Source organism: Atopobium sp., assembly GCF_034113385.1.
Taxonomy (GTDB): Bacteria; Actinomycetota; Coriobacteriia; order Coriobacteriales; family Atopobiaceae; genus Atopobium.
In genome coordinates, this window is record NZ_JAXEXL010000009.1 from 16,095 (window position 1) to 28,098 (window position 12,004).

General features: G+C 48.7%; 13 protein-coding genes. 7 read left to right on the forward strand and 6 right to left on the reverse strand.

Features of this window, described 5'->3' with window-relative positions; genetic code table 11:
• Positions 1-26 precede the first annotated feature (26 nt).
• The 6 genes from SPD80_RS01755 to sufC are packed head-to-tail and all read right to left on the reverse strand — an operon-like array spanning position 27 to position 5,457.
• Complete coding sequence (locus tag SPD80_RS01755; protein WP_320828217.1) at positions 27-476, reverse strand: Rrf2 family transcriptional regulator; 450 nt, start codon at positions 474-476, stop codon at positions 27-29.
• Complete coding sequence (gene sufU / locus SPD80_RS01760) at positions 476-937, reverse strand: Fe-S cluster assembly sulfur transfer protein SufU (RefSeq protein ID WP_320828219.1); 462 nt, start codon at positions 935-937, stop codon at positions 476-478. Before sufU ends, SPD80_RS01755 begins: the two co-directional genes overlap by 1 nt.
• Positions 930-2,174: a SufS family cysteine desulfurase gene (locus tag SPD80_RS01765; protein WP_320828220.1), complete on the reverse strand. Its 1,245-nt coding sequence runs from the start codon at positions 2,172-2,174 to the stop codon at positions 930-932. Before SPD80_RS01765 ends, sufU begins: the two co-directional genes overlap by 8 nt.
• Before the next feature lie 6 nt (positions 2,175-2,180).
• Entirely contained in the window at positions 2,181-3,287 is a 1,107-nt protein-coding gene (locus tag SPD80_RS01770) for a SufD family Fe-S cluster assembly protein (RefSeq protein ID WP_320605679.1), read from the reverse strand.
• A complete protein-coding gene (gene sufB / locus SPD80_RS01775) occupies positions 3,287-4,690 on the reverse strand; it encodes a Fe-S cluster assembly protein SufB (protein WP_320605681.1) in 1,404 nt (467 codons plus the stop codon). Before sufB ends, SPD80_RS01770 begins: the two co-directional genes overlap by 1 nt.
• Positions 4,690-5,457, reverse strand: coding sequence for a Fe-S cluster assembly ATPase SufC (gene sufC, locus SPD80_RS01780; protein ID WP_320605683.1), 768 nt, complete (start codon positions 5,455-5,457; stop codon positions 4,690-4,692). The genes sufB and sufC overlap by 1 nt, the downstream gene beginning before the upstream one ends.
• A gap of 315 nt (positions 5,458-5,772) precedes the next feature.
• Between sufC and gatC the strand changes: the two genes are divergently transcribed.
• The 7 genes from gatC (at position 5,773) to SPD80_RS01815 (ending at position 11,997) form a co-directional block, all read left to right on the forward strand.
• Positions 5,773-6,090, forward strand: coding sequence for an Asp-tRNA(Asn)/Glu-tRNA(Gln) amidotransferase subunit GatC (gene gatC, locus SPD80_RS01785; protein WP_320605685.1), 318 nt, complete (start codon positions 5,773-5,775; stop codon positions 6,088-6,090).
• On the forward strand, positions 6,090-7,586 hold the full coding sequence (gene gatA / locus SPD80_RS01790; RefSeq protein WP_320828222.1) for an Asp-tRNA(Asn)/Glu-tRNA(Gln) amidotransferase subunit GatA: 1,497 nt from the start codon (positions 6,090-6,092) through the stop codon (positions 7,584-7,586). Before gatC ends, gatA begins: the two co-directional genes overlap by 1 nt.
• Complete coding sequence (gene gatB, locus SPD80_RS01795) at positions 7,583-9,115, forward strand: Asp-tRNA(Asn)/Glu-tRNA(Gln) amidotransferase subunit GatB (protein ID WP_320828224.1); 1,533 nt, start codon at positions 7,583-7,585, stop codon at positions 9,113-9,115. The genes gatA and gatB overlap by 4 nt, the downstream gene beginning before the upstream one ends.
• A 34-nt stretch (positions 9,116-9,149) precedes the next feature.
• Positions 9,150-9,548 carry a GIY-YIG nuclease family protein gene (locus tag SPD80_RS01800; RefSeq protein ID WP_320828226.1) on the forward strand — a complete coding sequence of 133 codons (399 nt, stop codon included), beginning with the start codon at positions 9,150-9,152 and terminating at the stop codon, positions 9,546-9,548.
• Positions 9,502-10,173: a histidine phosphatase family protein gene (locus SPD80_RS01805; RefSeq protein ID WP_320828228.1), complete on the forward strand. Its 672-nt coding sequence runs from the start codon at positions 9,502-9,504 to the stop codon at positions 10,171-10,173. The genes SPD80_RS01800 and SPD80_RS01805 overlap by 47 nt, the downstream gene beginning before the upstream one ends.
• Before the next feature lie 69 nt (positions 10,174-10,242).
• Positions 10,243-11,646 carry an asparagine--tRNA ligase gene (gene asnS, locus SPD80_RS01810; RefSeq protein ID WP_320828230.1) on the forward strand — a complete coding sequence of 468 codons (1,404 nt, stop codon included), beginning with the start codon at positions 10,243-10,245 and terminating at the stop codon, positions 11,644-11,646.
• A gap of 162 nt (positions 11,647-11,808) precedes the next feature.
• Entirely contained in the window at positions 11,809-11,997 is a 189-nt protein-coding gene (locus tag SPD80_RS01815; RefSeq protein WP_320604283.1) for a type II toxin-antitoxin system RelB/DinJ family antitoxin, read from the forward strand.
• Positions 11,998-12,004 lie beyond the last annotated feature (7 nt).

The window sequence follows — 12,004 nt, forward strand, 5'->3', positions numbered from 1 at the left end:
TACATACTATATACGTACGAGCTTAGTTAGAGCGAGGCAAGGGTAGTAACATCATCCTTAGGGTTATCTGAAGCAATTAAGTCAGTAAGGTGCTTGCTGTCCAAAAATTGACTGGTAACAACTCCTAAATCACGCCAAATGGGAAGAGTTGTACAGGTTTTAATGTGCTCACAGATTTCACCAGAACTACAGTCAAGGCAGTTAACCGGCGCAAGCGTTCCACCTTCTGCAACACGCAAAATCTCTCCGAGCGTATAGTCCTCAGGCTTGCGAGACAGTTTATAGCCACCTCCTTTGCCGCGCTGGCTATCCACAAGACCACCCTTAAGCAATAGGGAAGTAACCTGTTCAAGATACTTGCGAGAAATGCCTTGGCGCTTGGAAATATCACCTAAGGAAACCCAGCCTTCATGTACGGCAAGGTCAGACATGACGCGGAGGGCATAACGGCCTTTTGTGGAAAACATACCGGGCATTAGTTACTCACCTCTTTAGGAGCTTGATTAAGCGATTGTGAAAGCATCTCGTCAAGCGTACGCCATGCAAGTTCTGCACACTTTACTCGTGCAGGCATGTGAGAAATGCTTTCAAAACAGCTTGCATCTTCAAGCTGTGCTAGTACGGTTGGATCAGTTTCTTCACCGCGAATCATACGTGTAAATAATGCACATGCGTCACGAGCCTCGGCGATGGTTTTACCTTCCACAAGCTCGCTCATCATGTCTGCAGATGCTTGGCTAATGGCACAGCCGCTACCCGTCCAGCTTGTCTCGTCAATGGTTCCATCAGGGGTAAGGCGAACATGCAGAGTAAGATCATCGCCGCAGGAAGGGTTAATGCCCTCATGTGAGCACGTAGCATCGTCGAGTTCATAGTTGTAATCAGGGTGGGCAACATGGTCCATGAGAGCCTGCGTATAGATGGTGGTATTAGGCATGAAAAATCTTCCTTACGTTGTGCAGGCCAGCAATGAGCTTGTCTATGTCGGTTGTATCGTTATAAAACGCAATGGATGCGCGGCAGGTGCTGTCTGTGCCAAGCCATGCCAAGAGCGGCTGAGCACAGTGATGACCTGCACGAATGGCCACCTGAGACATATCAAGAATGGAGGCAACGTCATGAGGGTGTACGTTGTGCATGCTAAAGGACACCGCACCAATGTGGCGAGTGGCCTCGGCGGGACCATGGATGTCAATGAAGTCAAGTGAACTTAATTGCTCGCACAGATAGGCAGCAAGCTTGCGTTCACGCTGCTCTATTATGTCCATGCCAATGCCTTCAATATAAGAAATAGCAGCGTCAAAAGCATAAATACCAGCAGCATCTTGGGTGCCAGCCTCAAACTTTAGAGGAACGGGTGCCCAGCTAGCGTCTGTTTCTGTTACGGAATCAATCATTTCCCCGCCCGTAAGGAAGGGGGGCATGGCATTAAGAATGTCCAGCTTTCCCCACAATACGCCAATTCCCATGGGGCCAAGAGCCTTATGTGCCGAGAAAGCCATGAGGTCGCAGTCTAGATCTTGTACATCAACGTGGATATGTGGAACGCTTTGCGCGCCATCTACTATGGCAAGAGCGTCCATCTGGTGTGCACGATCAATGATGTGTTTGATGGGGGTTTCTACACCAAGCACGTTGGAAACGTGCGTTATCGAGACGATTTTTGCTTTGGGGCCAATGGCAGCCTCAATTTGCTCTTGTGTGATGGTGCCATCCTTAAGCGGACGCAGATACACCAGCGTAGCTCCCGTCTGGGCGCACAGCTGTTGCCAGGGGATAAGGTTGGAGTGGTGTTCCATAATGGAAATGACCACTTCATCACCTTGGTGCACAAGCTGTTTGCCGAGTGTTTGTGCAACTAAGTTAAGGGATTCAGAAGCATTGCGGGTGAATACAATTTCTTCGGGATGAGTGGCACCAATATGAGCAGCTACGTGCTCGCGGGCCTTCTCGATAGCCTGGGTAGCCTGAACCGAAAGAGTATACAGGCCACGCAAAGGGTTGGCGTTCATGGTCTCATAGAAGGTTTTTTGAGCCTCAAGTACAACAGCAGGACGTTGAGCAGTGGCAGCGCTATCCAAAAATGAAAGCTGTGGATTGTTTGCCAATAGGGGGAAGTCCTGCTTAAACGGATTGATTGTAATATCGGTACCCTGATGGGTGCTTTGATTCATGTGTGATTACCTCTGTTCCAGTTCCTGAGCGTCTTGACTGCCATAGATACGCTCGGTAGCTGCTAAAACAGCACGGCGTGCTTCGGTGGTGGTTGCATGTGCGTAGGCATCATCGCACACAGCATGCGAGATGAGCGCAATGGCTTCTGACTTGGTAAGGCCACGAGCATTAAGATACTCAAGCTGCTCAGGCAAAATGGTGCCAATGGTAGCGCCATGATCTCCAGCTACGTCGTCCTCGCCACACAAAATAACAGGAAGACTCTTATTAACTACATTGCGGCCAGCTAAAAGGACGGTTTCATTTTCTAGGCCAGCAGCGCCTTTAGCGCCATGAATAAGGTCGATAGTGTCGCGGAGGGTTTTTGATCCACCCTCTTCAAGTACGCCAGAAATAGCAATATCGCAGCGAGTATTGCAGCCACGCATACGTGCAATGTAGTTCATATCGAGCGTTTGCTGGGCGCGCACCAAGTAGCGTACATACAAAGAAGCACGCGCATTAGCGCCAGCCAGATTGATAGCCATTCCACTTGCGGTAGTGGTGCCAGAAAGGACAAACTGCTTTGCATCAAGCGTGGCATGTTCTTGCAGCTCAATACCAATATTGTCTAGGTAGCTGCGATCAGCGCCGCAGGTAAAGCTGGTCAGAATAACCTGTGCGTGTGGACGCGCTATAATGCGCAAACCTTGCGCTGCGGCAGGGGGCGCCGATTCTTCTTGGGCGGGAGCGTCGTTTGCAGTAGGAGGCATTGCATCTGCGGTGGCGCTACGTGTCTCTACGATAGTGATGGTTGTGGTAGCACCGTCTTCTACCACGATATCGGTGGTGAGGTAGGGGGCAGCGTCGGAAACAAGAATATTCACGTCTTGCGTGGTGTGTGCAGGAACAAACAACGTTGTACGCGCATCAGATATTTGGTCAATCCAGGTGGATGCTTGTGTTCCACAGCCCATTTCTAGCGCGGAGAGCTCTGCGCTGCGCGAAGGGAGCAGTGCAGCCTCGAAGGGTTTCTTGGCAGCGGGAACCGTAAGCGTAATATCGTTGATGTTCAAGTAATTCCAGGTCTGAGCAGGAGGGACGTTAACGTTTGTGAGCGTTTGTGTTGCCATTATCCAATCGCCCCTTCCATTTCGAGCTTGATGAGATTGTTCATCTCGACGGCATACTCTAAAGGAAGTTCCTTTGAGACGGGGTTTGCAAAGCCATTAACAACCATAGTGCGGGCTTCTTCTTCAGAAATACCACGGCTCATCAGGTAGAATATCGTGTCATCAGAAATGCGACCAATGGTTGCTTCGTGACCAACCGATGCGGTAGCGTTACGCACGTCCATGGCAGGGATGGTATCTGAACGGCTGATGTCATCCAACATAAGAGATGCACAACTTACGGTAGCTTTTGCGCGGTCTGCTGCGGGTGTTACTACAATGGAACTACGGAACGTAGAAATGCCCCCGCCCTTGGAAAGAGACTTGGTAGAGATAGATGTTTTGGTATCAGGAGCAGACATAATTACCTTGCAACCAGTGTCCAAATTTTGTGTGGCACCAGCAAAGGTAATGCCTGTAAATTCACAGGTAGAGCCTGCGCCTGTTAGAAAAGTGGAAGGGTAGAGGTACCCTACATGACTGCCAAAGCTGCCCGAGACCCATTCCATGTTGCCACCCTCTGCTACCTGGGCACGCTTGGTATTGAGGTTGTACATATTTTTGGACCAGTTTTCTATGGTGGAGTAGCGCAAACTTGCATGTTTGCCTACAAAGAGCTCTACTGCACCAGCATGAAGGTTGGCTACGTTATATTTAGGAGCCGAGCAGCCTTCAATAAAGTGTAATTTGGCGCCTTCTTCAACAATAATAAGCGTGTGCTCAAATTGCCCAGCTCCCGCGGCATTAAGGCGGAAGTAACTTTGTAGGGGGAATGCAACCTCTACGCCTTCAGGCACATATACAAACGAGCCGCCAGACCACACCGCTCCATGCAGTGCTGCAAATTTGTGATCATGAGGGGGAATGAGTTTCATAAAATGATCTTTGATAAGGTCTGCATACTCGCCATGCAAAGCTTCTTCAATGCCAGAATATACAACACCCATCTTGGATGCGGTGCTTTGCATATTATGGTATACCAGCTCAGAGTCATACTGGGCACCAACACCAGCTAAATATGCACGCTCTGCTTGAGGAATACCCAGACGCTCAAAGGTGTCACGTACTTCATCAGGCACATCTTCCCAAGTGCTTGCCTGTTTGGTTTTGGGTGCCACATAGGTGGAAATGTGATTTATATCTAAACCATCAATTGCGGGACCCCAATTAGCAGGCATTTCCATTTTTTGGTACAGCTCAAGTGACTTCATGCGCAAGTCGAGCATCCATGCGGGCTCTTGCTTTTTTTGAGAGATAGCCTCTACGATTTGGGGTGTGAGACCATCTGCATAACGCTCGTAGCCTTCTTCGGACTTAGTAAAGTCATACAGGCTGCGATCAATATCGTTTACCTGCTCTGTCATTATGCGTTGTCTTTCTGAGTAAAGTAGGACTCAAATTGCTCAAAGCCCTCACGATCAATCGTAGTGATAAGCTCAGCATCGCCTTCGGCAACCATGTGTCCACGCATCATGACGTGGGTTTTATCGACATCAAGGCGCTCAAGAATGCGTGTATTGTGCGTGATAACAATAAGGGCACCGTTGCAGGATTCGCGATAGGCTTCAATGCCACGAGAAACTACGCCCAAGGCGTCTACATCCAAGCCAGAGTCAGTTTCATCGAGAATAGCGAGTTTAGGCTGGAGCAACAAGAGTTGGAGCATCTCTACCTTTTTCTTCTCGCCACCAGAAAATCCTACATTGAGTTCACGATCCAAGTAAGAAAGATCCATGTCAAGCTGTGTTGCCAACTCGGCCACACGAGCACGGAACTGTTTGGACTTCATTTTGAGCTCAGGACGTTTATCTACAATGGCGCGCAAATAACTCCTCAGGGGTACACCTGGGATTTCTACAGGTGCTTGATAGGATAAGAAAATGCCTGATAGTGCGCGCTTATCGGAAGACAACTCGGTGATGTCCTGGCTGTCAAATACAAGTGAGCCACTCGTAACTTGGTAGACGGGGTCACCCATAATTACATGGCCTAAGGTGGATTTACCGGCACCATTATGACCCATTAAAACATGGGTTTGACCAGGTCTTACGTCAAGATTGATGTTGTGGAGGATGGCTTTATCCTCCGTGCCAGCACAAAGCTCGCTTACGCGAAGCAGAGGTTGTGTCATTGTTTCTCTCCTCACGCCCCCAAGGGGACTCCTCCTCATATGAAGTAGGGATGGCCATGAGCGATGACACCTTGTTTGGTGCTTAAAAAGTTAACCATGGCAAATAAAACCTACTTCAGCACTAGGATATTATCCCTCAAAGAGCGCACTTTATTCCTACAACTTTTTGGGTATTTTAGGAATCACAGCCTATATTCACAGCAACGTAACAATGCCATGGGCATTTCTGCAGCAAAGTGCCGTAGAATAATACGAATTACGTAGTATGAGATTTCCATCTGGATTTCTAAAAAAAGATGTTGCACAGGAGCACGCATGACGCTTTCCCAGCAGGATGTGGCCAGCATTGCTGACTACGCGCGCATAGCTTTGTCTGAGGATGAGCTAGCGCATATGACAAGCTATCTTAATGAGGCAATAGAACTCTTGGAACCCATTCGCCAATATGAACTTGATGGTGTTGAGCCCACGTATCATCCTATTGGTGATTTGTCTAATGTTATGGGTGAAGATGAAGTAGATTGTGATGTTCGTGCACTGGATGTAGATACCGCGCTGTCCAATGCGTCTGCTACACACGAGCGCTTTTTCCGTGTTCCCTCTATTTTGGGCGATGAAGGAGGGGATCGCTAATGGCTACTCTTGATGAACTTTCTGCGGCGCAGATTGCTGCAGGTGTTGTTGCTGGTGAGTTTTCTGCCACTGAGGTGGCCCAGGCATCCCTTGATGCAATCGAGAAACGCGATGGAGCCATACAGGCATTTTTACAGGTATCAGCTGATTTAGCACTCGAAGCTGCTGCAATTACTGATAAAAACCGTGCGGCTAAAAAGCAATTGGGTGCTTTAGCTGGTGTGCCCGTTGCCTTTAAAGATAACCTTCATTTGGTGGGAACTCGTACTACCTGCGCTTCCAAAATGTTAGAAAACTATGAGAGTGTGTTTACGGCTACCTGCGTTTCTCGCATGCTTGCAGCAGGTGCCACTCCTATGGGCAAGACCAATATGGATGAGTTTGCCTTTGGTTCTTCTACGGAGTCCAGTTATTTTCATCCTACGGCAAATCCTTGGGATACGTCGCGTGTTCCCGGAGGCTCTTCGGGCGGTTCTGCTGCTGCGGTTGCTGCAGGAGAAGTGAGCTTGAGTTTAGGTTCCGATACAGGAGGATCAATTCGTCAGCCGGCATCATTTTGTGGTGTTGTGGGATTTAAGCCAACTTATGGCGTCGTGTCTCGATATGGTGTTGTAGCTTTTGGCTCTTCTCTTGATCAGGTTGGTCCTTTTGGGCGCAGCGTAGAAGATGTTGCTTTGGCTATGAATGCTCTGGTTGGTGCAGGCGCTGACCCTCTGGATTCTACGAGTCAAGCATATGCCGTAGATTTTATGAGTTCGTTGCACAATCCCATTGAGGGCAAGCGCATAGGTATTGTTCGGTCCCTGTTAGATATGGAAGGCATTACTGCTGAGGTGCGCGATGCCATGCAGCAGGCAATGAGCGCTTTTGAACGCCTGGGTGCCGTGCTTGTAGACGTAGAGCTTCCTCATATTGGTGCAGCTATTGCGGCATATTATGTCATTGCACCCTGTGAGGCTTTTTCTAATCTTGCCCGGTTTGACGGTGTGCGCTATGGCTATACTGAGCCTCATTGCAGCTCTCTTGCCGAGCAAACCTCTCGGAGTCGTGCGCTTGGTTTTGGCCAAGAGGCACGCCGCAGGCAACTGCTTGGTGCATATTTACTTTCTAGTGAGGCATACAACAAGTATTACTATCCTGCTCAGCAGGTGCGTACCCTCATTACAGAAGATTATGTGCAGGCATTTACCAACTGTGATGCCTTGTTATTGCCCACTTCACCCACGACGGCCTTCTCGTTTGGCCAAATGGGAGACCCTACGCAAATGTATGCATCAGATTTGTTTACCATTTCCAACAATATTGTGGGTAACGGAGGCATTTCTGTGCCCATGGGCCTGGGCACTCAGACAAACATGCCCCTGTCCGTTCAGCTGCAAGGCCCTGCCTTTGCAGATCAAACGTTGCTACAGATTGCCTTTGCATTGGAGCAAGAAGTAAAGGCAGGTCTGGGCGTGGCACCCACCTGTGCTGGTAAGGGAGGTGAGCTTGCATGAAGAAGCTAGCTGAGGTTTTGCAAGATTGGGAAGCTGTTATTGGCTTGGAAGTGCATACAGAGCTCACAACGCTTGAAACCAAGATGTTTTGTAATTGTCGTCTAAGCCATGATGACGAACCTAATGCTAACGTTTGCCCCGTATGCCTAGGCTTACCAGGAGCGCTGCCAGTACCTAATAAAAAGGCAATCGAATCCATTGTTATGGCAGGCCTTGCTACTAACTGCCAAATCATGCGCCATTCAATGTTTTATCGTAAGCATTATTTTTATCCTGACATGGCCAAGAACTTTCAGACTACGCAGGGGCCGGTAGCATTTTGTATGCATGGTAATCTTGAGCTTGAGGTACGTGGCGCTGGCGCAGCAGAGCGTCCAGACTTTGCATACACAACAGCTACTGGCGAGAAAATCGAGCAAGCAGAGGATGGTTCCTATACTGTTCCCATTCGCATTTTGCGTATCCACATGGAAGAAGATGCAGCAAAAATGGTGCATGTGGGTGGTACAGAAGGCCGTATTACTGCCGCAACAGAATCTTTGATTGATTACAATCGCTGTGGTACTCCGCTTATTGAATTGGTTACAGAGCCTGATTTGCGCACGCCAGAAGAGGCTCGTCTGTTTATGGAAACGCTCCAACAAACCTTCCGCACGCTGGGCATTTCTGACTGTTCTCTCGAGAAGGGCTCTATGCGCTGCGATGGCAACGTTAGCTTGCGTCGCCGCGGCTCCACCAAGTTGGGCACTAAAACAGAGATGAAAAACATGAACTCTTTTAAGAGTCTACACGACGCTTTAGAGTATGAGATTTGCCGTCAAGCAGAAGTGCTCGAAGAGGGCGGCATCATCTATCAAGAAACGCGCCACTGGGAACCTGCACACAAACGCACCGTTGTTATGCGCGTAAAGGAAACAGCAGATGACTACCGCCTGTTCCCCGACCCTGATTTAGCACCATTTGATTTATCTGATGAGTTTATTGCTGCTTGCGCACGGCGCATTCCAGAGCTGCCTCGCCAGAAGCGTGACCGCTATGTAGCAGACTATGCGCTCAAACAGGCTGATGCCTCACAGATTGCAGCAGATCTTGCGAGCGCCTCGCTTTTTGAGAAGTGCGTGGAGCTTGTAGAAGCGCGCGCCATTCCCACCGTTGCTAACGTGCTGGTAAACCTGCTTCCTGGCTATGATGTTTCTGAGCCACAACAAGTAGCCAGCCTTGCCGAGCTTCTTTACAGCGACGCTATTACTTTTGCTCAGGCACGAGAAGTGCTGGATGCTATTACTGGTACTACTATCGACCCTGTTAAGGTTGTGGATGAGCGTGGTATGCGCCAGACTACAGACGTGGATGCACTTCAGGCCATAGTAGATGAGGTGCTGGCTCGCAGTACTGATCAGGTGCAGCAATATCAAAACGGCAATACTAAGGTCATTGGCTTTTTGGTGGGGCAGTGCATGAAGGCTAGCAAGGGCACCGGCAATCCTAAACTATTTAATCAACTGCTTGTACAGAGTCTTTCTCAATAGCGCATCAGCATCTATGCACAGGCATGCACACCAGATGGACCAAACCTATTACATATATATCCTGCGTTGTGAAGATAACAGCCTCTACACTGGCATAACCGTGGACGTGGCGCGTCGTCTATCTGAGCATATTGATGGGGGTCTTAAGGGCGCAAAGTATACGCGTACGCATAAGCCTGTAGCACTGGAGGGTTTGTGGAAAACGCAGGGTAAAGCTGCTGCTTCATGGCTTGAGTGGCGTATAAAACGGCTGTCTCGTATACAAAAAGACCAACTTTTAGCGGCGCCACAACAGGTATGTGAATTGGCGGTATCTGCACAAAAACTGGAGTGGACCTTTGAAGTAGTACCTGTATCAGAGCGTGCATACTTAGGGGAGGGGCTTAATGGCAAAACATCTGTATCTGATGCGTCATGCGCTAACCGTCTTTAATGAACGAAAAAAGATTCAAGGTTGGTGTGATTCTCCGCTTTCACCCTACGGAGAAGCTCAGGCAAAGCGTGTGGCAGATATGTTGGATGAGCGTGGGATTAGTTTTGATCATGCGTATTGTTCAACTTCGGGTCGTACGGCACAAACGCTCATGCTTGCCACGCGCAACAAGATGCCCTTTGAACGCTTAGATGACCTGCGCGAGTTTGGCTTTGGCTTACTTGAAGGAGAGAGTGTTGCGCTGGCACCTCCTACGCCCTTTGGTGCTGCATTGGTGCAGTATGGTGGCGAATCTGCCTACCAAGTAACAAGGCGCATGGTACGTGCTCTTACCCAAATTATGGATAAGCCAGACCATCAAAATGTGTTGGCAGTCAGTCACGGCTCATCCTCATTGGCATTTTTTGAGGCATATAGCAGCTCAAGTAAAATCAAACTAGAAATGCCTGGTATCTCTGGCAATAAATCTGTAGCAGTGCCAGGCAATGCATCCATCATTCACTATAGCTATGAGAAGGGCCAGTTTAGCGCCCAAGAGCTTATGGTTCCTGATTTTAGTGGCCTGGATACACTTCGCCTTAACGAGAAGACCATTCATCCCAGCTGGTTATATGAACACATCTAAGCGCTGCAGCTGAATGTCATCTTCGCTATAGTTAACACGGTATGTAACACTGCTGTAAGGAGGTCCATTTTGGATCGCACAACAATTGCTGCTTTATATGCAACGCCTCAGAACTATGATGGCGTTGAAGTGCTTTGCGCGGGCTGGATTCGTTCTGTGCGCGACATGAAGAACTTTGGATTTGTAACGCTTAATGATGGCAGTTGCTTTAAAGACCTGCAGGTTGTTATGAACCGCGATCAGCTTGACTGCTACGATCAGATTGCCGCCCAAAACGTGGGCGCTGCACTTATCGTGACCGGTAAGCTTGAACTTACCCCCAATCGTCCTCAGCCTTTTGAGCTGCAAGCATGCACGATTAAAGTGGAGGGTGAGTCCAGTCCTGATTACCCCATGCAAAAAAAGCGCGCTTCTCGGGAGTTTTTGCGCACACAGCAGCATCTACGTAGTCGCACCAATTTGTTTCGTGCAGTCTTTCGTGTTCGTTCTGTGGCCGCCTTTGCTATTCATGAGTTCTTTCAGACGCGTGGCTTTGTGTATGTAAACACGCCCATCATTACCGCCTCTGATGCCGAGGGTGCTGGCGAGATGTTCCGTGTAACAACGCTGGATATGAGCAACCCTCCAAAGCTTGCGGATGGCAGTATTGATTGGTCCAAGGACTTCTTTGGCAAGGCTACCAACCTTACGGTTTCTGGTCAGCTTCAGGCAGAGAACTTTGCTTTGAGCTTTGGTGATGTATACACCTTTGGCCCTACGTTCCGTGCAGAAGATTCCAACACACGCCGTCATGCTGCCGAGTTTTGGATGGTGGAGCCCGAGATGGCTTTTGCTGACCTTAACGATGATATGGCCTGTGCAGAAGAGATGCTCAAGTATGTTATTTCTTCTGTCATGGATGCATGCCCTGATGAGCTGGCTATGCTTACAAACTTTGTTGATAAGGGCTTGCTTGAGCGCTTGAAGCATGTTGCTTCTTCTGATTTTGCGCGCGTAACCTATACAGAGGCTATTGGCATACTTCAAAAGGCCGTGGAAAATGGCCACAAATTTGAATATCCCGTGTCTTGGGGCGTTGATCTACAAACTGAGCACGAGCGTTTCTTGACGGAGGAACACTTTGGGAAGCCAACCTTTGTAACTGATTATCCTGCAGCCATTAAAGCGTTTTACATGCGCTTAAATGATGATGGCAAGACTGTTGCTGCTGCAGACTGTTTAGTTCCAGGTATTGGAGAGATTATTGGTGGTTCTCAGCGTGAAGAGCGTTTAGACCTGCTGGAGCAGCGTATTCGTGATTTGGGCATGGATCCTGAAGAGTACCGTTACTACTGTGATTTGCGTAGGTATGGTAGCTGTCGCCACGCAGGTTTTGGTTTGGGATTTGAGCGCCTTGTTATGTATCTCACCGGTGTGGATAATATCCGCGACGTCTTGCCGCATCCTCGCACGGTAGGTAATGCAGACTTTTAAGAATGCTGTGGTACAGCTGGTAGCATAGCGCCTAGCAGAGCGCCTAAAAAAATAAAAAAGTGCAAAAACACGGTCAGTTTTATGACTGGCCGTGTTATTATATAACGCAGAGGGTATAACTAAATTATACTAAGTCATACCAAAACTAAAGCAGAGACGCACATGCAAGACAAAATGACACCGGTAGTAGCTAAGATTCTTCCGTCCGAGAAGGACAAGTTTTTTGCTGCTACAGAACAAATTGGCACCACACCCTCTAATGCAATTAGGATGTTTATCTCGGCATTTAACAAAGCCGGGACATTTCCTTTTGAGATTGGCGTGTCCTCTCGTGAGGTTCTCGACAAATAGTGTCCGA